This window comes from Novosphingobium sp. ERN07 (genome assembly GCF_012641335.1).
In the GTDB taxonomy this organism is placed as follows: domain Bacteria; phylum Pseudomonadota; class Alphaproteobacteria; order Sphingomonadales; family Sphingomonadaceae; genus Novosphingobium.
Window position 1 is genome coordinate 26,406 of the sequence record NZ_JABAID010000018.1, and the last position, 26,231, is coordinate 52,636.

The window sequence follows — 26,231 nt, forward strand, 5'->3', positions numbered from 1 at the left end:
CCGACCGCGGCGATGCCGTGGCAGGCAAACAGGATGGCTTGAGATGGCGACGGAACAGGTACAGGGCGGAGCAGCGGCAACCGAAACGGAGTTCGCTCCCGACGATTTCGCGGCACTGCTTCGCAAGGAGTTCAAGCCCAGCGACGATGCCCGCGCGAACCGCATCGAACAGGCGGTGTCCACGCTGGCACAGCAGGCCTTGGCCGACGTTTCGATCATCGGTGACGATGTGTTCAGCACGATGGACGCGCTGCGCGCCGCGCTGGATCGCAAGCTGACCGAACAGGTCAACGAGATCATTCACCACGCCGATTTCCAGAGCCTGGAAAGCGCCTGGCGTGGCCTGCACTATCAGGTGATGAACACGTCGACCGGCAAGGATCTCAAGATCCGCGTGCTGAATATCGGCAAGGACGAATGCCGCAAGATGTTCCGCCAGTATCGCGATGCTGCGTGGGATCAAAGTCCGCTGTTCAAGAAGGTCTACGAAGCCGAATTCGGCCAGTTGGGTGGCCAGCCCTTCGGTTCGTTCGTTTGCGATTACGCTTTCGATCATTCTGGCCCCGATCTTGAAGTGATGAAGGGGCTGGCCAAGATTGGCGCAGCGGCCCACGCGCCGTTCATTGCCGGTGCCGCGCCCGGTCTCATGGGCATGCAGAGCTGGACCGAACTGTCCAACCCGCGCGATCTTGCCAAGCTGTTCGAAGCGACGGACTATGCTGCCTGGCGTACGTTCCGCGACAGCCCGGACAGCCGCTACATGTGCCTTGCCATGCCGCGGTTCCTTGGCCGTCCGACCTATGGCGCGAAGTCCGACCCGGTTGAGGAGTTCGCATTCGAAGAAGAAACCGGCGGCGATCACGACAAGTACCTGTGGGTTAATGCCGCCTATGCGATGGGCACGCGCATCACCGATGCCTTCAGTACTTGGGGCTGGTGCAGCCGCATCCGCGGTGTGGAAAGCGGGGGTACGATCGAGGGTCTGCCTGTTGCAACTTTCCCGACCGACGATGGTGGCGTGGATATGACCTGCCCGACCGAAATCGCCATTTCCGATCGTCGTGAGGCTGAGCTTTCGAAGGCGGGCCTGATGGCTTTGGTCCATCGCAAGGGCACCGATCAGGCGACCTTTATCGGTGCGCAGACGCTCAACAACCCCGCCGTGTACGATGATCCGGCGGCAACAGCATCGGCAAACCTGTCGGCACGCCTGCCCTACATCTTCTCGAGCTGCCGTTTTGCGCACTATCTCAAGTGCATGGTGCGCGACTGGATTGGAGGAACGCGAACAGAGCGACAGATCGAGCAGGATCTGCAGCGCTGGATTTCCAACTATATTGATGGGCAACCTGACAGTTCGACTGAGGAGACAAAGGCTCGTCTTCCGCTGAAGGATGCCAAGATCGAGGTGGTGCCCGATGAGGCCAATCCCGGTTACTACAAGGGCAAGTTCCTGTTTATTCCGCACTACCAGTTGGAAGGCATGGATGTTTCGTTGAGCATGGTTTCCAAGCTGCCGAATTCGGGCGGTTAGTGCATTTGGTCACATGATGAGTCCGGCGGTGGGTATATCTGATTGGGGGCGACAAGAAGAACAACGCCCAACCCATCGCAGGACACTGGCTTGCATGGCCGACAGTTTTTTGAGTGCCAATCAGTCTTTAGGGCTGAACGTCGTTCGGGTTCGCAACCTGTTGACCGAAATTATAGGAGACGGAACGTGGCAGCTGACATCTTTCTGAAGCTTACCAACATCAAGGGCGAGTCGAAGGACGACAAGCACAAGGGCGAGATCGACATCGAGAACTTCTCGTGGGGTCTTAACAATGGTGGCGATTGGGCAACCGGCGGCGGCGGCGGTGCCGGCAAGGTATCGTTCAATGACATGACCATCATGAAGCGTTGTGACCTTTCGACGCCGTCGCTCATGCAAGCCTGTGCCAAGGGTGACCATATCGCCGAGGGCGTGCTGACGGTGCGCAAGGCGGGCGGTCAGCAGGAAGAGTACTATCGCATCACGCTCAAGAACATTCTCGTGTCGAGCATCGCCAATACCGGTAGCGATGGCACCAATCCGATGGAATCGGTGTCGCTGAACTTTGCTGAAATCAAGTTCGACTACAAGGAACAGACCGAAAAGGGCGGCCTCGGTGGCGTGGCCAAGTTCGGCTGGGATCTCAAGGCCAACAAACCGGTCTGATTTTTCGCCTGACCGTGTGTCGAGCACAAGTTGTACGGACTGGGGGCAGTCGAGATGGCAAATCCGGACACCTTGCTGCGCGAGGGCGATTTAGAGGGAGCACGCGCTGCTCTGGTCGAAATCGTCCGCACACGGCCAGGAGACGACAAGGCCCGAATGTTTCTGTTCCAGTTGCTGTGCGTTACCGGCGAATGGGACAAGGCTCGCAAGCAATTGCAGGCTCTTGCCCAAGTTGCCGATAACGCACAGATGCTCGCCGCAACCTACAATCAGGCAATCGATGCCGAATTGCTCCGGGCCGATGTCTTTGGGGGCAAGGCGGACATGCCGGTGCTGGTCGGCATGGGCGGATGGATCGAAGGCGTTGCGCAGGCCATCTCGCTGGCAACAAAAGGCCACATGGCCGAAGCGGCAGATGCGCGAGACGCGGCTTTTGGCGAAGCGCCCGATACGCCCGGCACGTTCGAAGGCGCAGGTGGCCCTGCGCAAGCGTTCGATTGGATTGCCGATGCCGATATGCGCTTTGGCCCCACGTTTGAGGCTATCGTAGCTGGCCGCTATGGCCTTGTACCTTTCGATGCGGTCGTATCAATTACGTCGGATGGGCCGCAGGATCTGCGTGATACTGTGTGGTACCCGGTCCAGCTTGCGCTCAAATCCGGTCAATCCATCGCGGCGTTCCTCCCCGCGCGCTATCCCGGTACGCAAGCTGCACAGGCCGGGGCGATCCGGCTTGGCCGCCAGACCGATTGGGTGGATGCGGGCGAAGGCGATGCCGCGATCCAGTGTGGCCTTGGCCAGCGTCTGTGGAGCTTCTCGGATGGCGGCGATGCCGCGCTGCTCGACTTGCGCAAACTCGCTTTCGCTTGATGGCGCGCAGTCCTTCCCAGCCGGTTTTGAATCCCACGCTGTTTGACAAGCTCGTGGCCGGAAATGACATCGGCGGGATGCGCGGTGAAGAAATCGAAAATGCCGAAGAGCGCCGTGAAGCTTTGCGTTTCCTGTCGGTGCCTGCGGTAGAACGCTTCAACGAAACCGCGCTCAGGGCCACTGTCCGGCGCGAACTCGCATGGCTGCTCAATACGACGAATCTGGAATCCAGCGTCGATCTCACCAATTATCCGCAGGTTCGCACCAGCGTGCTCAACTATGGCGTGTCCGATCTGGCGGGCAAGTCGCTCAGCAGTCGCGCAATCCTGCGTCGGGCACGCGAAATTCGCGATGCGGTGCAGGCGTTCGAACCGCGCATCGATCCGGTTTCGCTAAACGTCGAACTTTCCGGGAAGGTTGAGCGAGAGAATTCACTGACCTTCCTGATCGAGGCAGATGTGCGTTCGGCCCTGCGCGCCATACCGATAAAGCTGCGCACCGATGTGGAGGCGGATTCGTCTGCGGTAACGGTGCGGGAGTAGCCTGATGGACCCGCGGCTGCTCCGTTTCTACAACGAAGAACTCACCTATCTGCGCGAATCCGCGCGCGAATTTGGCGAAGAGCATGAGACGGTCGCCTCGCGCCTCGGCCTGAAAACGCCCAACGATCCTGACCCGTATGTGGAACGCCTGCTCGAAGGCGTGGCTTATCTTTCGGCGCGCGTGCAACTCAAGATTTCGGACCAGTATCCCGAATTCACGCAGCACCTGCTTTCTGCGGTGCAACCGCACTATCTGGCACCGGTCCCATCGATCTGTATCGCTGGTTTCGATCCGAAAGATGGCGATCCGCTGCTGGCTGAAGGCTACGAAGTGCCGCGCCAGACAGAACTGGTCGCCATGAGCGATGAAGCCGGGGCCAGCCCGGTAACCTTCCGCACCGGCCATGCGGTGAAGCTTTATCCCCTGCGGATTGCCGAAGTCGAATATCTCGGTTCACGCACCGCCGTTGCCAGTTTCGCTGCCAGCGCAGGCATCCGGGCAGAGGCGGGCCTGCGGCTGCGCTTCGAAGGGGTGGGCGCAATCCCGCTCGACAAGCTGAGCATTTCCGATCTGCCCATCTACCTTGATGGGTCAGAAACGATCCCCGGCGAACTCTATCGCCAGATAATTGGGGAAACCGTGGCCGTTCTGGCCAAGCCCGCCAAATCGGCATCGGCAACACCGGTGCAATTGCCGCTGCCAGCGCAGATCGGCTTTGACAAGGACGAGGCGCTGCTTCCGGCTGAAGAGCGATCCTTCCGGGGCTACCGTCTGCTCACAGAATACTTCGCCTGCCCCGAACGCTTCCTTTTTGCCAGCCTTAACGGTCTCGACAAGGGCTTTGCTGCTGCCGATGGCGGCGCGGTGGATGTGGTCTTGCTGTTCAATCGCAATGCCCCCGCGCTGGCGGGTGCGCTCTCGCCCGCAAACTTCCGCCTTTTCGCCACGCCCGCGATCAATCTGTTCGAAAAGCAGCTTGGCCGTGTGCAGGTCGATCCGGCGGGGCATGAATTTCTGCTCATGCCGGATCGCACAAGGCCGCTCGATTTTGAGGTTTGGCGGTTGCTCGATGTGACGGCGCACTTGCGCGAATCCACTGAACCGCGTCCGGTCGCGCCGCTCTATGCGCTCGGTGCGCTGCTCTATGATTGGCGCGATGCGCTGTTCTTCGTTCCCCGGCTCAAGCTGCGCAGGCTCTCCACGCGTGAACAGCGGCGGTTGCGGCGGGATGATTATATCGGCACCGAAACATGGATTTCGCTGACCGCTGCGGGCAATCCTGAACGCATTGCCGATATCAAGGAACTGGCCGTCCGCGCGCTGGTCACCAATCGGGAACTGCCATCGAAGCTGTCGTTCCGCGGGACCGAACATTTCGTCCCGCCTGGTGGCCCGGTGCGCGCGGTCAGCGTTCTGCGCAGTCCCAGCAAGCCGCGCGCGCCGCTTGGGCTGGATGATGCGGCGTGGCGGATCATCGCGCATCTCACGCCCAACTATGCTACGCTCGTGCCTGAAGACGGCAACGATCCATCAATGCTGCGCGATCACCTCGCGCTCTACGGTCCGCGTGACAATGCAGCGCTGCGGCGGCAGATCGACGGGATCGTCACCGTCGGTTCGCGCCCTGTGACGCGCCGTGTGCCGGGGCGCGGTGCTATGGCCGTGGCGCGCGGCAGCCGCGTCACCCTCACGCTTGATGATGCGTCGTTTGAAAACGCGCGTCTTTTTCTCTTCTCCGCCGTGGTGGAACGGTTTCTGGCCGATTTCACCTCCGTCAACAGTTTCACCGAAACGATCGTCCGCACGCCGGGCGAAGGGACAATAATGTCATGGCCGCCCCGGATCGGACGCAAGCACACGATCTGATCGACTGGTCGGCGGAGATCGCCGGGCTGCAGCGCAGTGGGCTGTTTGCCGTGTTGCGCCGAGCAGAGGCGAAGGATTCCGGCAAGCCGCGCATCGGTGCTGCGCGTAGGCCGGAGCAGTCCATCGTCGACCTGGCGCAGGAGCCGTCGCTGGCCTTTTCCCCGCGTACGCTTGCCAAGCTGGAGTTCCGCCACGGCAGGCCGCGGCTCTATGGCGAATGGTTGGGGCTGTTAGGGCCGATGGGGCCGCTTCCCATCCATCTCACCGAATTTGCCGCTTATGAACGGCGCTATGCCGAAAAACAGCCGTTCCTCGATTGGCTGAACACCATTTCCGGGCGGATGCTGCAATTGTTCTATCGCGCATGGGCTGAATCGCAGCCCGCCGCGCAGGCAGACCGTCCGGCAGATGATCGTTTTGCCGATTGGCTTGGCGCCTTGTCGGGTGCGGGCGAAGGGGCTGGGCCGAACAATCGCTTCAATGCCCGCGCTCGGCTCCACTATGCCGCTGTTTTCGCCGGGCCGCGTAGCGCTGTGGCGATTGAAGATGCGCTCAGCCATTTGCTGCGCCAGCCTGCGCAGGTGGTGGAGTTCGTGCCGCGATGGCGTGATCTTGAGCGCGAAGATCGCACCCGGCTTGGCCGAAACTATGCCACGTTGGGGCAGGATGCGGTGCTCGGCGGGCGCATCTATAGCGCGTCGGATGCTTTCCGCGTGATCGTGCGCGCGCAAAACCACGCCGATTACCTTTCGCTGATGCCTGGTGGCACGCGCTTTGCCGTGGCCGCCGAAGCGATAGAGGCTTTCAAGCCGACGCATCTCGAATGGGATTTGTGCGTCGAACTGGCTGATGATGATGCGCCGCCTGCCCGGCTCGATGGCAAGACCCGGCTCGGTTGGACGGGTTGGCTCAAACCGCGTGGCTCTGCCATCGCCGCGATTGCCCGCCGTCGCCGCAAACCCGGTTCCGCCACGGGATCGGAACTTGTCGCACATTCGCAATCTACTGGCCCGATCCGGGCCGACGCCCATCTACGCAAGACCAGTTTGAGAAAGAGGAAGCCGTCAGCATGACTGGGATAACATTCGAAGCCCTGTTCGGGCGACTGAATTCGACCGCGCGCAAGGCTATTGCGGAAACAGCTTTTGCGTTCTGCAAGCATCGCGGAAATCCGGAAGTGCAATTGGTGCACTGGATGCACGTTTTGATGCAGAACCCGCAGAACGACTTCGCAGCAATCCGCACGACCTTCGGCCTATCTGAAGAAGTGTTGCAGCGCGACATCGTGGCCGCACTGGATGCTCTTCCGCGCGGGGCCAGCTCAATCTCGGCAATTTCGCCACAGATCGGCGAAGCGATTCAGGAAGGCTGGATCTGCGCTTCACTGCGATTTGGAGCTGGCCGAGTGCGTACTGGGCACCTACTGCTCGGTATGCTGACGGACGACAAGTTGAAGAACGCGCTTTTCGGGATGAGTTCGGAATTCCGCAAGGTTCATGCTGAACGATTGGGCGACCAGTTCGAACAAATTTGCGCAGCGAGCAGCGAATCGACCCAAACAGAGGGTGCCTTGGCCGCAAGCGGTAGTGCTGGTGGTGAAGCTGGCCCCGGCCCGGTTGCCGATGGAGAAGCGCTGGCCAAGTTCTCGGTCGATCTGACGCAGCAGGCGCGCGATGGCAAGATCGACCGCATCGTCGGGCGTGACAGCGAAATCCGCCAGTGCGTCGACATCCTCCTGCGCCGCCGTCAGAACAACCCGATCCTTGTGGGCGAGGCAGGTGTCGGCAAGACCGCCGTGGTCGAAGGCTTTGCCAAGCGGATCGTCGATGGAGATGTTCCCCCCTCGCTACAGGGCGTCACCTTGCGCAGCCTCGACATTGGGTTGATGCAGGCAGGCGCAAGCATGAAAGGCGAATTCGAAAAGCGCCTGCGCCAGGTTATCGACGAAGTAGAGGCCAGCCCCACGCCCATCATTCTGTTCATCGACGAGGCGCACACCTTGATAGGCGCAGGGGGGCAGGCCGGGACGGGGGATGCGGCCAACCTGCTCAAGCCGGCGCTGGCGCGGGGGAATTTGCGGACTATCGCGGCGACGACTTATGCCGAGTATCGCCAGTACTTCGAGAAAGACCCCGCGCTGACCCGGCGGTTCCAGACGGTGGACGTGGCCGAGCCGGAGACGGACAAGGCGGTGGCGATGATCCGCTCGGTCGCGCCGATGATGGAAAAGCATCACAACGTGGTGGTGCTGGACGAGGCGGTGGAGGCTGCGGTCAAGCTTTCGCAGCGCTATGTCCCGGCGCGGCAATTGCCGGACAAGGCGGTGAGCCTGCTGGATACGGCTTGTGCGCGCGTGGCGGTGTCGCAACATTCGACGCCCGCACAAGTCGAGGACCGCAAGCGGCGGCTGGAACTGCTTGAAGTGGAACGCGAAATTGCCCTGCGTGAGGCGGGCGGGCAATATACCAGCGGGGAGCGCGTGCCCAAGCTGGACGAGGCCATTGCCGACGCGGCGGCTGCGGTCGAAGAAGTAAGTGCCAAGTGGGAGCGTGAGAAGGAGGCGCTGACAGGCGTCGTTGCCGCGCGCGATGCGCTGACCGAGGCGCGCAAAGCGGCAGGTGAAGGGCCGGTCGAGCGCGAGGATGAGCTGAAAGAGGCGCTCAAGGCGGCACTTGGCGTGATGGCCGAGGCACATGGCGACGAGCCGATGGTCTTCGGCGTGGTCGATCAGGATGCCATTGCTGCCGTGGTGGGTGACTGGACCGGCATCCCGATGGGCCGCATGGTCAAGAACGAGATCGAAAGCGTTCTGACTATTGCCGATCAGCTTAAAAAGCGGGTGATCGGGCAGGATCACGCGATGGATTCCATCGCCAAGCGCATCCAGACCAGCCGCGCCAAGCTGGACAATCCGAACAAGCCGGTGGGCGTGTTCATGCTTTGCGGCCCATCGGGCGTCGGCAAGACCGAAACGGCTATGGTGCTGTCCGAACTGCTGTTTTCGGGCGATGACAGCCTGATCGTCATCAACATGAGCGAGTTTCAGGAAGCGCACACCGTCTCCACCCTCAAGGGGGCGCCAGCAGGCTATGTCGGTTACGGGCAGGGCGGCGTTCTGACCGAAGCGGTGCGGCGGCGCCCCTATTCAGTTGTGTTGCTCGACGAGGTGGAAAAGGCCCACCCTGATGTCCACGAGATGTTCTTCCAGGTTTTCGACAAGGGCTTCATGAACGATGCCGAGGGCCGCTACATCGACTTCAAGAACACACTGATCTTGCTCACCAGCAACGTCGGCACCGACCTCATTACCACGATGAGCGAGGACGAGGAAATGAAGCCCGAGCCGGAAGCGCTGGCGACCGCGCTGCGCCCCGAACTGCTGAAGGTCTTCCCGCCCGCCCTGCTTGGCCGCCTGATCGTGCTACCCTACTATCCGCTCAGCCCCACGATGCTGCAGGGCATCGTCCGCATTCAGTTGAACCGCATCGTCAAACGCATTGCAGACAGCCACGGCATTGCGTTCAACTATGGTCAGGAAGTGGTCGACCTTATCGTGTCCCGCTGCAACGAAGTGGCCAGCGGTGGCCGTCTGATCGACGCTATCCTGACCAACACCATGCTGCCTGATCTTTCGATCGAACTGCTGAACCGGCAGATGAACGGGGAAGAGGTGAAGGTGATCGATGTCACGGTTGAAGGCGACGGGTTCGGATATCGGTTTGGGTAAATTCACGGGATGGAAAGATCGAGCCTATGTTGAATGGGAGGTGGCGCGCCTCGCTGTTTCTGATCGCCGCCCTGTCGGCGACGGGATGCAGCGCCGGAACGCCTGAGCAGAGCGATGGTGCGTCGGCGCAGGTGTCCGGCGTCCCGTCCGACGCAGTCTCAACAGCGTCGCCTGAGCGACCCGGAACATCTGCCTCCGCAGTGGACGAGGAAGGTGCTGCGACCGCCGCAAAGGTGGACACGTCAGCGCTGCCTGAGGACGTCAGGGCCTTTATCGAGCGGCGCAGCCTGTGCGATCATTTCCGGGGCGAGGAGCCGTACGACGCCGAGCGCAAGGCATTTCTGGAACAGAAGCTGCAGGAAACCTGCAAGGGTACCGATGCGGCGCTCAAAGGCATCCGCCGGAAGTACCATGAAAATCCGGACGTGATCGCCGCGCTTTGGGACTATGACAGCGTAGTGGAGTAGGGGCCATGAAGGGGACCGTGGGTATCGGTGGGCAGAATGCTCTGGATGATGTGCGGGAAGTGCAGGCTGCGCTGAACAAATTCGTCGATCGGATGGGGGTGGCGCCGCTCAAGGTTGACGGTCATATCGGTCGAAAGACGGACACGGCGATTAGGATTTTCCAGAAAGCCGCGGGCATGCCCTTGCCAGACGGAATTGTGACGTCCAATGGGCGGATTGCCGCAGCGCTGGGCCTGAACGCACCGAAGCCCGCGACCGTTGCGGCCTCTGCTCCCTTGAGTGGTAGCGCCTGGTGGCACGCCAATCAGGCGCGCTGGCCGAATGAGAGCCGCGTTGATGCGCTGTCCGAGCCTTTTCGGGGTGATGTGAAGAAGTTTGTCAAAGCGTTGATGGATGCTGGCGCAACCGTGACGGTAAACGCCACCACCCGCAGCATGACGCGCGCGAAGATCATGAGGTACAGCTGGGATATTGCCAAGAGCCTCATTAATGCGGAGGATGCTGCTGCGATCGACGGTGTTGATATAAACTGGGTTCACGAAACACCGCAGAAATCGCGGCAGGCAGCACAGGAAATGGTTTCGCTTTTCGCCATAAAGAAGCAACCGTCACTGAACTCCAATCATCTGCGCGGCACGGCTATCGATATGACGATCTCGTGGGTGGGCGACCTCAAGATCAAGCAGGCCAATGGCACGGAGACTACCATCTCGACTGCACCGCGGAACGGAACCAATGCAAAGCTGCACGATGTCGGCGCGACCTATAAGGTGCTGCACAAGTTGCCGGACGACCCGCCGCACTGGTCGGTAACCGGCCGATAACGCGATGTCTCTAGCCAACGCCAAGGTCCGCGCCATCGCCCTGATTGCAAAGGGTGAGGCGTTCATAAATTGGCTGTATCTGGATTCGGTCAGCAAAGTCACTATTGGTTATGGCACAATGCTGCCCAATGCCGATGCGGCGGTTGAGGTTGACCTGCGCCACCCCAACAAGAAGCCAGCCACTGCAGACGAAAAGCGGGCCGAATGGCGGCGCGTGCAGGCTATCAGCCCGGCAGGGACGGATCGCAATTATTCTGCGCAGTCCTATCGTAAGGACGCCCAACTGTTCATCATGGAATCCGAAGCGGATCATTTGCGCGCGATGAAGCTGGACGCGTTCGTTGCCGAGTTGCGCGGAATCTATCCCGGTTTTTTGTCGTTCCCGGAAGATGCGCAGGTTGGACTGATGGACATGGTCTATAACCTCGGTCCGAACGGGTTGGCCAAGAAGTTCAAGAACTTTGGCCGCGCGATCAACCATCCGAAAGGGCCTGACTGGAAGCGCGCCGCGCTGGAATCGAACCGTCCGCAGCTTTCGGCAGAGCGCAACAAGGAAGTCAAAGACCTGTTCCTGTCCGCCGCCCGCATCGCGGAAGTCGAAGCTCGCAATCAGCCGGGCCGCCCGCCCGCAAGGCCTGTGCGCAAATGAGGGCCATCGCGGCGATCTGCGCGTTGACGATCATGGCGACGGGCTGCAATCGGCCCGCGCCGGATACGTCTGCGACCGAAGCGGTTGCCAAAGCGTCTTCTGCTGCGCCGGACAGGCAGCAGGCCATCGCTCCTGCCCTGTTGGGCGAATGGCAAGCCTATGACAACGATGCGCACAAGGTTCTCGGAACGCTTGAATTAAAGCAGGATCGACTTGTGTTTGCCAAAGGGCTGACGCTCCGCATCGAGCCGGTTTCGTCGACGCTGGCACGTGTCGATCCGGCGGATGGCGCAAAGCCTGTGTGGGGCAAGGATGGCCTGTGCGGCGCAGCGCCGGTTCTGGCCGTATCGTTTGCCTTGCCCGATCCAGCGAAGGCGAAAGAATTGCGTCTTTCAGTTTACGATATCGCCAGCGGTCCTGGTCCTGATCCCGATTTCGATCTGCACCGCTGCCAGACTTTTACCTTTGTGCGGGATTGAAAAAGGACCGATCGCTTGACCACGCCTTATGATCGCGTTGCCTATCCGACTACCGTCTTTGCCCAGACCAATCCTGAACGTCTGGCAGTGTTGGCGCATCTGGCAGGGTTGAACCCGGTGCCGGTGCAGGAGGCGCGCATTCTGGAGATCGGCGGGGGCAACTGTGTCAATCTGATCGCGATGGCGGCGATGTGGCCGGGGTGCGATGCGCATGGCTTTGATCTTTCCGAAACCGCCATTGCGCGCGGGCAGGAGATTGTCGACGCATCGGGCCTGACCAACGTGACGCTGGCGGTGGAGGACATTTGCGAGGCGCACCATCGCTATCCGGCCGGAGCGTTCGATTATGTGATTGCCCACGGTGTTTATGCCTGGGTGCCCGATCATGTCCGCGAGGCGACGATGCGGCTTGCCGCGCATGTCCTGTCGGATCGCGGCGTGGCGTTCATCAGCTATAACGCCATGCCCGGTGGGCACGTGCGCATGATCATGCGCGAGATGCTGCTCGATGCAATCGGGGTCATCGATGATCCTGACGAGCGCATTGCCGCCGTGCGCGATTTTCTGGAAGATTATGCGCGTGCGCGCGATGGCGACGAACCGCTGGCCACCACCTTGCGCCAGCAGGCCGGCAACATGTTGCAGCGTCCAGATGCGGTGCTGTTCCACGATGAACTTGGCCCCTGCTTCAATCCGCAGCGCTTGCTGGACGTGGCGGCAGCGGCCCATGCCAATGGCCTGACGTTCCTGACCGACGCGGGGCGCAATCGCCAGCTTGATGGCTTCCTTGCCGATGGGGCAGATATGCCCGACGATCCTGAAGGCACCGTGTTGCTGGCCGCATCGCGCGATGATTATGCCGCGCTCAGATACTTCCGGCAGAGCCTGTTCGTGAAGCAGGTGCCTGATCGCCGCATCGACGCCACGCGGATTGCCGACCTGTGGCTATCGACGAAGATCAGGCGGCAGGACGATGGCACATTCGTGCTGGGTGACGATGTTATCACGATCAACGACGATGGCCTTGCCGATGCGCTGACGCGCGCCGCAGCCGCATATCCGCAGCGCGTGCCGATCAGCGCAATGACCGGCGATCCCAAGCTGTTGCGCGTGATCTTGCAGCTATACACCGAATGGTACGTGACGCTGCATCCGGGACCAGCACCGTTTCCTGTGGTTCCGGCGGAAAGGCCGTGTTCGGGCGCACTGGTGCGCGGGATGCTGGATCTTGGCGAAACGACGCTGTGCACGCTGGATCATGGCGTGATCAAGATTGAACAGCCCGAACTGCGCGCGCTGCTGATGGCTGCGGATGGCACGCGCACGGTGGGCGAGATTGCCGCCTTGGACACTGGCATCCCGCCCGAAGATACGCTGGCCGCGCTTACCGCCTGTTGCAGCAAGGCGCTGATGCAGGCCTAGTTAGCGGGCGGCGAGCGCCAACCCCGGTCCATCGGGCGTATCTTCCAGCGCGCTTCCGGCAAGGAACCACAGTGCGTGGCGACCCGGCATGAAGAAGTAGCCGCCTCCGCGCACCGTGATGTGCCGTTTGACATCGGGCAGTTCCAGCGGCGCGTTCCGCCCGTGGATCGTGAAGCGGGCCTTTTCCGCGCCCGGAGCATCGCCGTGGTGCATGGCGAAGGGGTCCGGTTCCTGCTCAAGCCCGTGGAAGGTGGGCGATCCCAGCCACGTCTGCTGCACGAATTCGAACTGGCGTTCGAGATCGGCGTTGAAGCACATGAACAGCGTGCCCCGCACCGTTTCGCCCGTGTCATCCAGATAGGGGCGCCCCCTGCGCAGAAGGCGGTGACGGTTGGTGACCGCAAGTTCCACCGGATCGGTTTGCGCCAGACTATCTCGAGGGAAACTGCGGCGAATGTGCGCGCCGAACGGACAACGCAGCCCTTGCGGGTCGGAATCCTTGTAGAGAAAACCGTTGCGGCGCATCGCATCGGCTCCGCTGCGGAACGATGGGGCAAAGGGGTGGTCGATCAGTGCTGACCCATCGCGCCAGCGGCCCAGCATCTTGGCGGCGATCCATTCGCCGGTGCGATGCGGATTGCCGTTGTGCGGGTTGATCACGTCGCTGTGGCGACAGACGTGTGCGGCGGCTTTGCCAAGCTGATCGCGGAAGCCTTCGACATCCTGTTCCAACTGGCGGATCACCAGATAGCTGCCGTTGCGGCCAAAGTCGCGCGGGGGCGCATCGCCTGCTGAAAAGTCGGGGTATTCCATCGGTTGCCCCTGCGGCGGTGCGGCGAGCAAGCGGCGTTGGAGGCCGGGGGCAAGGCTTGTCCGTTCTACCAGCGGCGATGGAGGGAAGTAGCCGCGATTGTCGGTATAGCCGAGGATGAATTCGCCCGGTTCGACGCCGTGAACCGGATCGGGCGCGCCGTGGCGGCCTGGAAAGCCCCGGACCAGTGGTTGCGATACCCCATCGACGAAGCCGAATGGTTCGGCAGAGAGTTCGTCGCTGGTTTCAGCCTGGGCATGAACGAAGGCGCGGGTTGCGGCGGGGGCGGAGAGAGCATCGTCGTTTGCGTCCCATGCGGCGCGAAACGTGTCGACGTCGAACGCGTTGATGCCGGTGCGGATTTTCGCTGTGATCGAAAGGCCATGCTGCTCTGCTTCGGCCATGATGGTGGCAAAGCGCGCCGCGATGGTTTCGTCGCGGGCGTAAAGCAGGAGGACCGCGTGGGTGGCATCATCGGCCCAGTCCAGCGTGGCCGGATCGCCCAGTGCGCGTTTGCGGCTGGCGTGGGTCATGCCCAACGCGAACGCGGCGGGGAAGCCCTGATCGGTGCCGTCGCCTTCAAGCGCTAGCTCATCGTCCAGCCCCAGCAGGCGCAGGCCGGACGCTGAAAAGGCGATGTTGCAGACAAGACTTTCGGGCGGCTTGTCGCCAAAGGCCAGCGTTTCGCCCGCGATCAGTTTGGCGAGCCATGCTTGCACATGGGCATAGGGATGCGCGCCTGTTTCGTTGCGCGGCGCGCCGAAGTTCAGCGCGACGAGCATGGAGTGCGGATGGCGACGCAGGCCACCGAACATCAGCGTCTGGATTTCCTCGTATTGCAAGCCATAGGTCGGGCGCGGGATCGATCCGAACAGGTCGAGCCATGCTTCGGCTTCGGAAGGGCAATTCTCCAGCCGCGCATGATACATCAGCCCGCTGACGATCAGCGCGTGCTTGCGCATGGCCGAGGTCGATAGATCGGGGTGGGCAGAAAACCAGCAGGGCGTGGGCTGCATCGATCCGCGCGCAAAGCGCTTCATCCGGTCGCCATCTTCGGCCCCTTTGAAGAAGAGCAGGCGCGTGGTGGGGAAGCCTTCGGAACTGCTCCAGGCGGCGGTGACGCCTTCGGATGCCTTGGTGATGAAATCTTCGAGGTAGCTTTCCCAACTGCCATCGTAATTGGAAAGGAACACCAATTGCCGGGTGCCCGGCAGCACGATCCAGCGCGCGGCATGGATCGTGCCTATGGTTGCAAGGAAACCGCGCCGCATCACGCCGATGCGCGCCATCGTGGCCACCGCGATGAAGGCCAGCGGCAGGCTGAGTTTGCGTATCCACGCAGCGCGCAGCCGGGTGACGCTGATCATGTGGTTCTGCACCACGCCGGGCGCATTCTCGCGCGCCATCATCGCGCCCAGTGCGGCGGCGGACGGGGTGCGGTCTACGGGCGTGTTGGCCTGCTCATCACGGCGCAGCAGCAGCGCGATCGTGCCGATGGCGATTGCGGCGAAGAGCAGCATGGCGATCAAGGACAGAAGCAGCGCAGGGCCGATCCCCTGACCGGTGCAGAGCAAGGCCGCCAGCGATGCGATGAAAGGCAGCACCAGCAGCGGCAGCCAAAACGCCCGGGCATCCCACAGTCCGCGGCTTATCCAGCCGAGCGACCAGCGGGTTTTGGCGAAATCGAGCCAAGGCGCATCGTTGGTGTCGCAGAAGGCGAGCGCTGCTGGCTTTTTGTCGGGCAGGGCGGCAAGGTCTTGTTCCAGTTCCTTCGCCACGGCTTTCAGCAGCGTCTGCGGCCCGATCATCGAGGAGCTTTCACGCATCCGCCTGATGATGCCGCGCGCCTTTTCGACGATATCGCGGTTGCGCGTGATTGCTTCTACGCTCAGCCCCGGCAGGCCGCCGAAGGGCAGGCCCAGCAACCGGCCCGGCCAGCGCAGGGGCGATTGGCTGATGCGGTGGCTGTGCTGCTTGAGCAGCGGCAGGACGGCGGCTTCATCCTCGATGCCGCTGGTCAGCCGGAGCAGGGGAAGGAGCGCCGTGGCGGCATGGTCTGCCATTACGTCGAGCGCCCGGTCGGCATCGCCGTCAACCGTCGCTTCGATTACCAGATGCGCAGAGTAACCCGGCGCTTCGGGCGCAATCGCGTGGATACTGGCGAAGTGGATGATACCGGTCTTGCGCAGGGCAGCGTCGATTTCCCCGCTTGCCGGATTGCCCAGCTCCGCAATCTTGCGTTCCACGTCACCGACATCGCACCATTCGGACTTGTCGCCAAAGGGGATGGCGATGGTGATGAAGTCCTGCGAAACGCTCATGCGCGGGATCTTTCTGGTTATAGGCTACAGGCTACTGGCGACAGGCGACGAATGGCAGATCGTCGGGCAGTCCGGCGAAAAGGGAAAGGGTTGTGCCATCGGCAGGTGCAATGCGCCCTTTTGTGGCGACGATGGCCTCGCGCATGATGGTCCACGCGATGCCCCGGCCATAGCATACGTGCGGCCCTTGCAGCGGGCCTGACGTGATGTAGGGGCGCGTCGGATCGGCCTGAAAGCGTTCAGGCTGGGCAAAGGCTGCCGGATCGCGCGATGCCGCGTCGATTAGCACGACCACGCGGTCACCCGCTCTCAGATCGATCCCGCGCCATTGGCAATCATGCCGCACCGTGCGGGTCAGGCGGCTGCCTCCCGTCAGGCGCAGCATTTCGTTCACGATCGCATCGTGATCCCTGACGGTTGCGGTGCGATCATCCAGTCGGGCGACAAGGCCATCCCAGTCGATTCCTGCTGCCGCACCTGCCGGAGATGTGGCGAAGCCCGCCATTTCCGAAAGCGATTTGCCGATGATCAGCACCAGTGCGCCGGTCAGTTCGAACAGCACGCTGCGGGCCTGCGCATCGTAGTCGACAACGCCTGCAAACTGCGGCTTCACCGCAACCAGCGCGCTGAGCAGACTGTCTTCGGGCGCGGTTTCGGGCGTTGCCAGCGCTTGATCGATAGCGTCAAGGGCAGGGCCTGCGGTTCTGCGGCTGAGTGCCTGCAGGGCACTGGGGCTGCGCACCACAGTGCCAAAGACATGGCCGAACAGGGGCTGGAGCATGACCAGAAGGGCCACTGAATCGCCCAGTTCGTCCTTCAAGCGCAGCCACGCCCCCGGCCGCAGCGTGTTGCGCCACATCACGATCATGCGGACAAGGCCCGGCGCCTTTTCAGGCGCGGGCACACCGATGATCCGCCGTGCCATACGATAGGCAATCAGGAAGGCATATTCGCGCGCAAAGTTCACTGCCTCGCCCGTCGCAGCGCGGCGTTCCAGCACATCCAGAATGGAATCTGCTTCCTCGCGCGCGATGGCGGCGATCCAGTTGCGAAAGCCGGGAGCCATCTGCGGTGGCTCGCCGAGCGTTTCCGGCGCGCGCCGCGCATCCAACCAGGCTTGTGCTGCATGAAGCTGGCGCAGCCGCACCTGCCGCGCCGAATTATCTTCACCCACCAGATAGCGCGTTCCGGGCAGGACCTGTTCGAGCAGTTCGTCGTAATGGCGGAGCGAGAACACCTGCTCTTCGCACATAACGCCTGTTACCGCATCGTGGCGCGCCGCCACGAATACGCGCACAGGAACATCGGCATCTTCCAATGCTTCCAGTCGCTCAAGCACGGGCGCTGCGGGATCCAGCAGGCGTTGGCCAACCGCTGCCAGTTCCGCCTCGGCGCTCATGCCGGCAGGCTCGCAAGGCGCTGTTGCAGCACGGTAAGGCCGAGTTCTTCGACCCGTGCCTTCACGACAGGAATGTGAATATGCCCTGCGCCGGTGACAGGACGACCGGTCATCGCGCCAACTTCGGCGCACAGCGTCAGCGCGTGAAGTTCGTGCACCACATCCTCGCAATCGCGCGCGTGGTTCAGCGCGAGCGCGGCAAGATTTGCGGCATCTTCTGCTTCGCTTCTTGCCAGCGCCAACCGGGCGCGGGCTTCGTGCAGGTAATAGGTGGCTGATGTGCGCACCTTGCGGAAATGCCCGCGTTCCACTGATTGCGAGAGCACCGTTGCAGCTTCGGCCAGCAGCCCCTGATCGATCATGCACAGCGCCAGCCAACTGACGCAGGCCGGTTCGAATCCCAGAAAATTGCTGCGCAGGCAATCGGCATGTGCGCGACGCAGAATGGGCAGTGCGCGCGCCGTCCGGCCTGCGCGATAATGCAGATAGCCATGTGCCAGATCCGCCAGCAGCCGCGAATAGGCGTGGGCATAGCGGCGGGAGAGGTTGATCGCTTCGGCCACCCATGATCGTGCCTTGGCCGTCTGCCCCAGATCGGTGAGATACCATGCGCCGAAAGCGCGGGCGAGTACGTGCGGGATCACCACCACCGCGCCAAAGGTTTCACCGCGCAGCCCGTCGGCTAAGCGCGCACCTAGCCGTTCGATCCGGTTCACAGCCTCGGTCGGATGGCCGCGCGAGAAGGCAATATAGGCCGCCGTCAGATCGGCATAAGTCCGGCGCGGCAGGCTTTCGCGGGCATCCAGATCGGCTTCTGCCTGTTCCAGCCAGACCATGCCGCGCGCAGGTGCGCCATTGATCCAGTCAAGCAGGGCCATGTTGATGCGCGCCACGGTGCGCAAGGCAGGCCCCAGATCGATGCGCCCTTCGGCAACCGCCTGAACATCCGCACGAACCACCTGTTCCAGCGAGAGTTGCTGAAGCGTGTCGAACACCAGCATGGCAAAGCGGCTGCGCTCCGCCGCTGCCTGTGCGGCGGGAAGGTGCGCGGCAACCGCGCAGGCGCGTTCGTGCAACTGGCGGACGGCATCGATTGCCGCCAGCGAAAGTGCTTGTACGCAGGCTTCCCAGAGATGACCCAACGCTTCGGCATGAAGGCCTGCCTTTTCCGCATGGGTGGCAAGTTCGGCGTGGCTTGCCGTTTCATCGCCGGTACCCACGCGCAGCACGATATCGTTTTTGGTCTTGGCTTCTTTGAGGATGACGAGAGCATTGCCGTGCATCGCGGTGCGCCGCCGTCTTGCCATAGCGCGATAGGCGGCTTCCTGGACAAGCTGGTGGGTAAAGCGCGCCTGCCCGGTCCCGACAAATTCGATCACCCGCGCATCGACCAGACGAGCCACTGCGGTTACGGGATTGCGGCAGACCAGTTCGCCCCCGCGCTGCAGCCGGCTGACCGGAAACACCGGCCCCAACACAGCGCAGATCTGGCAAAGGCGTGTGGCGTCTGCATCCAGTGCGGCTAACCGCGCCGCTAGCAGCGCATCGAGCCGTGCTGGAAGCGGGGTGGCGTTTGACGGATCGTCCGCAACGCCAACATCTGCCGTCGGATCGCCTTGCAGCATGACCGCGAATTCCTGCAATGCCAGTGGCAGGCCTTCGGCGCGGTCGATCACGTTGTCGATCACGCTATCATCTATCGGTGTGATGCGATTTATAAGCGAAACCAGCGTGCGCGCTGCGCTGCGGGACAGCGATGCGAGCCGAAGCTGCCTTGCGCACATGCCGGCGATGCGGGGCACCGCCTCAGGACGTCCGGCCACGATCATAGCGATCCTTGCGCCGCGCCCGATGGCGTCCAGCACCATCAGCGTCTCGCTGTCCAGATACTGCGCATCGTCGACCAGCAGAAGCAGGCGCATGTGCGCGGCGGCCAGTTCCAAGATCCGCACGATCGTGCCTGTTGCAATGCGGCTACGGTCACCGGGCGGCAGGTGCGATAGCCAGCCAGTTTCATTGGCAGTCAACCCGGCAAGGCAGGCCGCTTCGTTGGCCGAAAGCTGTGCCGCTGCCGCCGGATCGGGTGCGAAGGGCTGGATAAGGTCGATCAGATGGCGCAACGTTCCGCCAAGGCACCCGAAAGGCACGGCTTCCAGCAGGGCATTGCCGCGCACCGCTGCAAACGTGGTGCCGTGCCCTGCCGCAAGCCGCGAAGCTTCCAGCAGAAGGCGGCTTTTGCCCATGCCCGCTTCACCGATGATCGCCAGTGCGCCCTGTTTCGCACTGGCCAGACCGCCCACAAGCGCGCGCACCTGCTCGAGTTCAGCTTCGCGACCGATGACCGGGGCGGTGGCATTGCCCTTTACCGGAACCCGATCACTGCTAAGGAAATCGATGGATAAAAGCTCGAACACGGCTTCGCCACGCCCTTCGGCGCTTTCGGTGCCGCCGCTTTCAACGCTGCCGGCAGGACGCAGTTCAGCAGGTTCGGCAATCAGCGATGCGATTGTAGCGGAAATCGCCACGCTGCCCGGCGGGGCCATCTTCTCGATTTGTCCGGCAACGTGCGCGGCGTGGCCCACCACGTCGAGGATCGAACCGAAATCGTTGTCCTGCCGCCGAAGCAGGATTGGCCCGGCGTGAAGGCCGACGCGAACTTGCGGTGCTGGAAGGAAGCCGAGCGCGCCGCTCTTCATCTTTTCGCCGATGCGCAGGCCTGCCAGAGCGCCACGCAGTGCGTGATCTTCAGCGGCGGGCTGCACGCCGAACACGGCCATCACGCCATCGCCCTGTATGCGCACGACAAGCCCGCCGAACTCGTGGATGGCATCCTGGATAAGGGCAATGGAGCTGTCGAGCAGATCGCGCCCGTCTTCGGGATCGAGCGCGCGCAGCAGGCGGGTGGAGCCGACGATATCGGCAAAGAGGATGGTGGCAAAGCGAATGGAATCGAGTTCGCCCGACAGCCTTTCAGGCAGAGTGCCAGACCGGGGCAGGCCACCCGTTGCGTTTTCCGCGTTTTCGGCTCCCAGCACCCGCACGATCTGCTTTTGCGTCCCCAGACCGGGTACGGCGAATCCTGCCCAATGCGCCCCGGCAAGATCACGTATTCAGTTTGGGTGGCTAACTGCAACGAAAATTCTCGTCGTTTCGGGCTTTTAACCGATCTGCAAGAATAGCGCAGACCGGCAAACACAGTCAGATCAACCCGATGATGTCGTGGCCGTGGGCCATGCCTGTCTTTTCAGACATGTTTTGCAGACGGGCGCGGGTGAAGCCATCGCGACTTAAAGCGAGAGGGCGGCCATCGAGATGATAGCCTTGAAGCGCCTGACCATTGCGCGAAACGCGGATCGACCAGCCCCAGCGGCGGCGGTGTGATGCCATTGCCATGAAGGCATCGCATTGCACCATGATGCACGGCGCACGCAGTTCCTCACGCGGGGACAGCAGCCTTGCCACGTCTGCCTGACCAAGGCTGAAGCGCGCAATCTCGCAGGCGTCTTCACGCGGGACGACGGTTGCTCCCACTGGCGTCACGATCGAGACGGACGGACGCAGCACGGCTTCGCCAAGGCGTTTGAATTCGATGTCGATCGGCCCAGGGCCGGCTTTCCAGATCAGGTAGCGGTGCATTGGCTCGGCAATTTGGGGGACGGGCTGAACTCGCGTTATTGCCTGTCTTAGCAATGTTTCGCCGTTGTCCAGCGCACCTGCCGCTTGTGATTCTTGGCACATTCGGTAAGTCCAGCCTTAGAAATCACTCGAAAACGGACCAGCACCGTGTCGAATTCCTATCTTAAAGTGCCTGATAACGTGCGCGAAGTGCTGGCGCGCAACGGTCGGCAATTGCGCGTGCGCAAGGGGCATGTGCTGCTTGCCGTGGGTTTGCCAGCCAACGATGTCTATCTGGTGACCGAAGGCAGCGTCAGCGTTTCTCTGGTTTCTTCGCAAGGGCGCGAAACCGTGCTGCGTCTGATCGAACAGGGCGAGGTGTTCGGTGAACTTGCCGCGATAGACGGGCAGCCGCGCTCGGCCGATGTCGTGGCGGTGGAAAACAGCACGCTTCTGGTCATCCCCGGCTCGACGTTCACCGGCCTGATCGAAAGCGAACCGGTGGTGTCACTATGGCTTGCGCGTTACCTTGCCCATCAGGTGCGCTATCTGACGAACCGGATCTACGAACTGTCGACGATGGGCGTGGGGCCGCGTTTGCAGGCCGAACTGCTGCGGCTTGCGGGCGAGCCTGCTGCCGATGGTTCCGCCTGTATCGTGCGCGTGCCGACGCAGGCCGAACTGGCAGCTCGCATCGGCACCAATCGTGAAACGGTGACGCGCGAATTTGCGCTGCTCGTGCGCGAAGGTCTGCTGGTGAAAGAGGGCCGGCGTATCATGGTGCCCTCGGTGGCCCGGTTGGCCGACCGTTTGCATCGTTTTTCCCAGACAGCCTGATCGCAATTCAAGGTCATTGCCATACCGCCAGCATCGCGGATAGTTTGGCACCCGATGCTCGAAGACCTCAAGAACCCTCGTCAGCCTACATCCTCCATCCCGCGCCCGGCGCGCCGTTTCGGCTGGCTGATCGCGCGGCTTATTGCCGCCTTCCTGTTCATCTCGGTGGCCCAGGTGGTGATCTACAAGGTCGTGCCAGTGCCGATCACGCTGACCATGCTGATGGACGAGAATCCGGTGACGAAGGACTGGACATCGCTGGATGATATCGACCGCGATATGGTCGACGCGGTGATATCGGGCGAAGACGGCAAGTTCTGCCTGCACAACGGTTTCGATCATGAAGCGATGATGCAGGCGTTCAAGCGCAACCAGCAGGGTGGACGCATTCGCGGCGGATCGACGATCAGCCAGCAGACCGCCAAGAACGTGTTCCTGTGGCAGGGCGGCGGCTATCTGCGCAAAGGGCTTGAGGCCTGGTACACCGTCCTGATCGAAACGATCTGGGGCAAGCGCCGGATCATGGAAGTCTATCTCAACGTCGCTGAAACCGGCATCGGAACCTATGGCGTAGAGGCTGGTGCCCAGCGCTATTACGGCAAGAGCGCGCGCAAACTCAGCGCGATTGAGGCTGCCCGCATCGCCGCCGTGCTGCCGCTGCCCAAGGAACGCGAAGTCAACGGCGCAGGCGGCTTTACCCGCCGCCACGGCAATTCCATCGCCCGTCGCGTCGGCGTGGTGAAAACCGACGGGCTGGATGCCTGCGTTTACCGGTGAGGTGACAGCGAAAAAAGCGCGGGAGAGTTTCCCCTCCCGCGCTGATTTGTTTTCAGCAATCAGGCGTTGATCAGAACTTGACCTTCGCGCCGATGCGGATGCCGTAGAGCGACTGGCGCGTCTGCAGCACTTCGTTCGGGGCCTGCACGGTGCCGTACTGGTACTTGGTGCAGTTGGCGCCCGACGTTGCGGCACAGGTCACACGGACGACGGCGGCGTTGTAGGCGAATTCCACCTGCGACAGCGCGCCCCAGTCCTTGTCGATCATGTTCAGCACGTTTTCGACGTCAGCAAACAGTTCGATCTTGCCAGCCGGAACGATCGGCATGGGGATTTCCTGCCCGAAGTGCAGATCGACCTTGAAGAAGTTCGGCGAGGTCTGCGAGTTCTTCGGCACGACCTTGCCGCGATACTTGCCAAGGCCAAGCTGGTCGACCAGCCCGTTGAACGCGGTTTCAGCCGCGGCATTTTCGAACTGGACGAGCGGATCGTTTGCCCCGGTCGGGACATAGAGCAGCACGTTGCCAAGGTTGCCCACCGTGCCGAATACCGCACCGCGACCGTTGGTGTTGTCGAGCATGGTCAGGCTGTAGGGACGGCCCGAACGCAGTTCACCGAACAGCGACACGGTGGTCTTGGCATCGCCAAAGAACGCACGACTGAAGTCCACCCCGAACTTCCACTGGTTGCGGTATTCGTAGATCGAACGGCCATAAGCAGGCATGTTCGGATCGAAGAACGCATTGTTGCCGTAGTTCGACGACGAGGTCGACGAGGTGGACGACGAACGGTCCTTCACGTCGGCACGGGTGTAGCTACCCGAAATGCCAAGGCCGAAATCCCAGTTCTTGGCGAAGCGGAAGGTGCCGAACAGGCTGCGACCGTCGCTGGTGTTGGTGAGCTGGAGATCGCGGTTGGTGGTTGCAGCACCGCCGATCGGGCCATAGCGGGTGCGCCCGTCGGGCAGGGTGCCCACTGCGACAGAGCGCAGATCGCGCCACATATAGCCCTGCAGCGTGTTGTCATAGAGGAACTGCACGCCGAACAGCCAATTGTCGCCCAGCCCGCCGAGATCGGCGTTGTAGTCCGCCTGGAAGGTTGCTTTGAACTTCTGGGCAATTTTCAGGTTGGGATCGATATTGTCGGTCGGGGCAGCCGCCAAGCTGGCAGTGTTGCGTGCAAGAAAATCAACCACGCTGGTGGGGATGGTTCCGGAGGTCAGCCCGTTCAGCGCGGCGCACGTGCCCGAAGCTGCGCAGTTGGCGCGGGTGATGTCCACCGCGTTCGTCAACTGGCCCGTGTTCGAGAACACGTTTGACAGATAGACGTCCGGCGTACCGCCTGCAAACACGCCTGCACCCATCCGGAAAACGAGGCGATCGGTTGCTTCCCAATTTGCCGCAAAGCGCGGTTGGAAAGCGCCGCGGCCCTTGAACGTGGAACGGTTGGAATAGCCATAGCGCGCCAGGAAGTTCGGGTTCAGTGGAGGCGAGACGTTGTTGTCAAACAAGTCGTATCGCGCGCCCAGTGTCACATCAAAGGTTGGCGTAACCTGCCAGTCGACCTGCGTGCCAAAGGTCCAGTTCGTGGTGTTAAAGCGGGCTGCGGCATCAGTGGGGTCAATCGATGGCACGGCATTCGCGTAACGCAGGCGCGCTGCATTGCCGGCGGTAAAGTCAGCCAGCGAGTCGAAGTAGAAGTCGCCCAGCGAACGCTGCAGGAACAGGTTGTAGACGTTGACGCGGGTGTAACCGGCGTTCAGGCGCAGCGTGAAGTCGCCGGTGTCATAACGACCGCTCACGTCGAACGAGAGGTTTTCGGTGTTGAGCGCGTTAGAATGGCGCGAAACGTCCGGGCCAAAGAAGAGGCGCGTGCCGGTGCAGCCCGTTGCCGAACCGTTCGACGTGGCATCGGTGCAGACTTCCATCTGCGGGAAGGCATTGCCACCGAACGGCGTCTGTGCGCGGTTGTAATCGCGATACGATCCGCGCACCGTGGTCGAGAAGCTGTCCGACCAGGTGGAGTTGATTTCGAGCGTGCCCGAATTCACTTCCTCGCGCAGTTCATAGCCGTTCGACAGGTAGCCGAGTGCGAAAGGCGCCGTCAGGAAGGTGTTCTGCTGGAACTGGTTGGTGCCTATGTTGCGGATGTAGGTCAGCGATGCGCGGTGGTCGTCGCTGATGTTCCAGTCCAGCTTGCCGACGATCTTCTCGTCTTCTTCCTGCGTGGTCGAAATCAGGCCCTGCGTGTCGTAACCAAAGCGGCTCTTCGCGGTCGCCGTCACCTGATCGATGACTGCCTGAGTAAGACCCGGAACCTGGTTGGCGAAACCATCACCGAAGCCGGCTTCAAGCGGGCGACCTTCCTTCGTGCGTTCGTAGGCAAGCATGAAGAACAGCTTGTCCTTGACGATCGGGCCAGACAGCCAGCCGCCGAACTGCTTTGAATCGAAATCGAGGTTGACCGTGCGATCCTTGGTCTTGCTGCCGGTCAGGCCATCGTCGGTGTAGGAATAGAAGCCGCCACCGTGGAACTTGTTGCCACCCGATTTCAGCACGACGTTGATGGCGCCGCCCTGCATATCGCCTTCAGCGATGTCATAGGGTGCAACCTTGACGGTGAACTGCTCGATGGCATCGAAAGGCACCGGGCCGCGATTGGTCGGCAGGCCGCCATTGTTAAGGCCGAAGTCGTCCGACATCTGCATACCGTCAACCGAGAAGCGGTTGAAGCGGCCGTTGTTGCCGGCGATTTCGATAGTGCGGCTGTTGGTCAGGTCAAGCGTCACCAGCGGATCGCGGCGAGCGAGGTCGCGCACGTCGCGGTTGATCGAAGCCGACGAGGCGATCTTCGCGGCGTTTAGCGAGGTGGTCGGACCGTCCGACACGCCGGCGACCGACGTGATGGCAGATGCGGTGACGACGATCTGCTGCGTTGCCTGCATCGTGATAGGCAGGCGAGCGGGCGAACCAGCCTGCAGGAACAGGTCATTGACGATGGCGGTTTCGAAGCCATCTGCTTCGATGGTCACTTCGAAGGGACCGCCAACGCGCAGGCCGTTCGACGAGAAATTGCCTCCCGCGTCGGTCGTGGTCGAAGCGGTCGTGCCCGAAGGCGTGTGAACGACAGTAACGGTCGCGCCGGCAACAGGCTGGCCATCGGCCATCACGGTGCCGCGAACGGCAGAAGAGGTTTCCTGCGCGTACGCGGGCGTAGCGATGGCTGTGGCCATCGTCAGGCTGGCAGCGCTTGCGGCCAGGAGGAATCTCAGTTGCATGGTATTGACCCCGTTAATGCGCCCGGAAAGGCGTGGTTGCAGCGCGGGCGCGTTTCAGCACCGTTGCATCTGAAAGGCGGGGAATCACCCTGCCCGGTTCAGTTGCGAACAGCCCTTAGCCGCCCCTGCGGACGCCCCAAAACCGGT

General features: G+C 62.0%; 19 protein-coding genes. 14 read left to right on the forward strand and 5 right to left on the reverse strand.

From position 1 onward, the window contains the following. The first annotated feature begins 43 nt into the window (after window positions 1–43). From tssC to HGI47_RS17900, 12 genes are all read left to right on the forward strand, one after another. A complete protein-coding gene (gene tssC, locus HGI47_RS17845) occupies window positions 44–1,534 on the forward strand; it encodes a type VI secretion system contractile sheath large subunit (RefSeq protein WP_168854131.1) in 1,491 nt (496 codons plus the stop codon). 186 nt (window positions 1,535–1,720) lie between these two features. Next, window positions 1,721–2,200, forward strand: a complete 480-nt coding sequence (locus HGI47_RS17850; protein WP_168854132.1) for a type VI secretion system tube protein Hcp — start codon at window positions 1,721–1,723, stop codon at window positions 2,198–2,200. 54 nt (window positions 2,201–2,254) lie between these two features. Then, entirely contained in the window at window positions 2,255–3,070 is an 816-nt protein-coding gene (locus tag HGI47_RS17855) for a type VI secretion system accessory protein TagJ (RefSeq protein ID WP_168854133.1), read from the forward strand. After that, the gene (gene tssE / locus HGI47_RS17860; RefSeq protein WP_168854134.1) at window positions 3,070–3,612 is read left to right on the forward strand and encodes a type VI secretion system baseplate subunit TssE; all 543 of its coding nucleotides are present in this window, start codon (window positions 3,070–3,072) and stop codon (window positions 3,610–3,612) included. The genes HGI47_RS17855 and tssE overlap by 1 nt, the downstream gene beginning before the upstream one ends. 4 nt (window positions 3,613–3,616) lie before the next feature. Further along, window positions 3,617–5,479: a type VI secretion system baseplate subunit TssF gene (tssF, locus tag HGI47_RS17865; protein WP_168854135.1), complete on the forward strand. Its 1,863-nt coding sequence runs from the start codon at window positions 3,617–3,619 to the stop codon at window positions 5,477–5,479. Beyond that, window positions 5,443–6,552 (forward strand): type VI secretion system baseplate subunit TssG, encoded by a 1,110-nt coding sequence (tssG, locus tag HGI47_RS17870; protein ID WP_168854136.1) that lies wholly within the window; start codon window positions 5,443–5,445, stop codon window positions 6,550–6,552. Before tssF ends, tssG begins: the two co-directional genes overlap by 37 nt. Further along, window positions 6,549–9,206: a type VI secretion system ATPase TssH gene (gene tssH / locus HGI47_RS17875; protein ID WP_168854137.1), complete on the forward strand. Its 2,658-nt coding sequence runs from the start codon at window positions 6,549–6,551 to the stop codon at window positions 9,204–9,206. The genes tssG and tssH overlap by 4 nt, the downstream gene beginning before the upstream one ends. 26 nt (window positions 9,207–9,232) lie before the next feature. Then, window positions 9,233–9,673 carry a hypothetical protein gene (locus tag HGI47_RS17880; RefSeq protein ID WP_168854138.1) on the forward strand — a complete coding sequence of 147 codons (441 nt, stop codon included), beginning with the start codon at window positions 9,233–9,235 and terminating at the stop codon, window positions 9,671–9,673. A 5-nt stretch (window positions 9,674–9,678) separates the two neighbouring features. Then, complete coding sequence (locus HGI47_RS17885) at window positions 9,679–10,497, forward strand: peptidoglycan-binding protein (protein WP_168854139.1); 819 nt, start codon at window positions 9,679–9,681, stop codon at window positions 10,495–10,497. A gap of 4 nt (window positions 10,498–10,501) precedes the next feature. Beyond that, on the forward strand, window positions 10,502–11,146 hold the full coding sequence (locus HGI47_RS17890; RefSeq protein ID WP_168854140.1) for a hypothetical protein: 645 nt from the start codon (window positions 10,502–10,504) through the stop codon (window positions 11,144–11,146). Then, window positions 11,143–11,625: a hypothetical protein gene (locus HGI47_RS17895; RefSeq protein ID WP_168854141.1), complete on the forward strand. Its 483-nt coding sequence runs from the start codon at window positions 11,143–11,145 to the stop codon at window positions 11,623–11,625. Before HGI47_RS17890 ends, HGI47_RS17895 begins: the two co-directional genes overlap by 4 nt. Before the next feature lie 15 nt (window positions 11,626–11,640). Then, window positions 11,641–13,047, forward strand: a complete 1,407-nt coding sequence (locus HGI47_RS17900) for a class I SAM-dependent methyltransferase (protein ID WP_168854142.1) — start codon at window positions 11,641–11,643, stop codon at window positions 13,045–13,047. Here the strand turns inward: HGI47_RS17900 and HGI47_RS17905 are convergent, their stop codons facing one another. From HGI47_RS17905 to HGI47_RS17920, 4 genes are all read right to left on the reverse strand, one after another. Beyond that, window positions 13,048–16,179: a hypothetical protein gene (locus HGI47_RS17905; protein ID WP_168854143.1), complete on the reverse strand. Its 3,132-nt coding sequence runs from the start codon at window positions 16,177–16,179 to the stop codon at window positions 13,048–13,050. 31 nt (window positions 16,180–16,210) lie between these two features. After that, a complete protein-coding gene (locus tag HGI47_RS17910; RefSeq protein ID WP_168854144.1) occupies window positions 16,211–17,578 on the reverse strand; it encodes a cytochrome P450 in 1,368 nt (455 codons plus the stop codon). Further along, a complete protein-coding gene (locus HGI47_RS17915) occupies window positions 17,575–20,613 on the reverse strand; it encodes an adenylate/guanylate cyclase domain-containing protein (protein ID WP_206066273.1) in 3,039 nt (1,012 codons plus the stop codon). Before HGI47_RS17915 ends, HGI47_RS17910 begins: the two co-directional genes overlap by 4 nt. A 163-nt stretch (window positions 20,614–20,776) precedes the next feature. Then, on the reverse strand, window positions 20,777–21,214 hold the full coding sequence (locus HGI47_RS17920) for a hypothetical protein (RefSeq protein WP_168854146.1): 438 nt from the start codon (window positions 21,212–21,214) through the stop codon (window positions 20,777–20,779). Between the two features lie 147 nt (window positions 21,215–21,361). Here HGI47_RS17920 and HGI47_RS17925 point away from each other — a divergent pair, with 147 nt between their 5' ends. Both HGI47_RS17925 and mtgA read left to right on the forward strand, forming a co-directional pair. Then, window positions 21,362–22,030 carry a Crp/Fnr family transcriptional regulator gene (locus tag HGI47_RS17925; RefSeq protein WP_168854147.1) on the forward strand — a complete coding sequence of 223 codons (669 nt, stop codon included), beginning with the start codon at window positions 21,362–21,364 and terminating at the stop codon, window positions 22,028–22,030. A gap of 54 nt (window positions 22,031–22,084) precedes the next feature. Continuing rightward, window positions 22,085–22,807: a monofunctional biosynthetic peptidoglycan transglycosylase gene (mtgA, locus tag HGI47_RS17930; protein ID WP_168854148.1), complete on the forward strand. Its 723-nt coding sequence runs from the start codon at window positions 22,085–22,087 to the stop codon at window positions 22,805–22,807. 70 nt (window positions 22,808–22,877) lie between these two features. Here the strand turns inward: mtgA and HGI47_RS17935 are convergent, their stop codons facing one another. Beyond that, entirely contained in the window at window positions 22,878–26,084 is a 3,207-nt protein-coding gene (locus tag HGI47_RS17935) for a TonB-dependent receptor (RefSeq protein WP_168854149.1), read from the reverse strand. Window positions 26,085–26,231 lie beyond the last annotated feature (147 nt).

Bases quoted from the DNA above. Each gene is read 5' to 3' on its own strand.
- tssC (WP_168854131.1), top strand. From the start codon at position 44: ATGGCGACGGAACAGGTACAGGGCGGAGCAGCGGCAACCGAAACGGAG.
- HGI47_RS17855 (WP_168854133.1), top strand. From the start codon at position 2,255: ATGGCAAATCCGGACACCTTGCTGCGCGAGGGCGATTTAGAGGGAGCA.
- tssE (WP_168854134.1), top strand. From the start codon at position 3,070: ATGGCGCGCAGTCCTTCCCAGCCGGTTTTGAATCCCACGCTGTTTGAC.
- tssF (WP_168854135.1), top strand. From the start codon at position 3,617: ATGGACCCGCGGCTGCTCCGTTTCTACAACGAAGAACTCACCTATCTG.
- tssG (WP_168854136.1), top strand. From the start codon at position 5,443: ATGGCCGCCCCGGATCGGACGCAAGCACACGATCTGATCGACTGGTCG.
- tssH (WP_168854137.1), top strand. From the start codon at position 6,549: ATGACTGGGATAACATTCGAAGCCCTGTTCGGGCGACTGAATTCGACC.
- HGI47_RS17880 (WP_168854138.1), top strand. From the start codon at position 9,233: ATGTTGAATGGGAGGTGGCGCGCCTCGCTGTTTCTGATCGCCGCCCTG.
- HGI47_RS17885 (WP_168854139.1), top strand. From the start codon at position 9,679: ATGAAGGGGACCGTGGGTATCGGTGGGCAGAATGCTCTGGATGATGTG.
- HGI47_RS17890 (WP_168854140.1), top strand. From the start codon at position 10,502: ATGTCTCTAGCCAACGCCAAGGTCCGCGCCATCGCCCTGATTGCAAAG.
- HGI47_RS17895 (WP_168854141.1), top strand. From the start codon at position 11,143: ATGAGGGCCATCGCGGCGATCTGCGCGTTGACGATCATGGCGACGGGC.
- HGI47_RS17905 (WP_168854143.1), bottom strand. From the start codon at position 16,179: ATGAGCGTTTCGCAGGACTTCATCACCATCGCCATCCCCTTTGGCGAC.
- HGI47_RS17910 (WP_168854144.1), bottom strand. From the start codon at position 17,578: ATGAGCGCCGAGGCGGAACTGGCAGCGGTTGGCCAACGCCTGCTGGAT.
- HGI47_RS17920 (WP_168854146.1), bottom strand. From the start codon at position 21,214: ATGCACCGCTACCTGATCTGGAAAGCCGGCCCTGGGCCGATCGACATC.
- mtgA (WP_168854148.1), top strand. From the start codon at position 22,085: ATGCTCGAAGACCTCAAGAACCCTCGTCAGCCTACATCCTCCATCCCG.
- HGI47_RS17935 (WP_168854149.1), bottom strand. From the start codon at position 26,084: ATGCAACTGAGATTCCTCCTGGCCGCAAGCGCTGCCAGCCTGACGATG.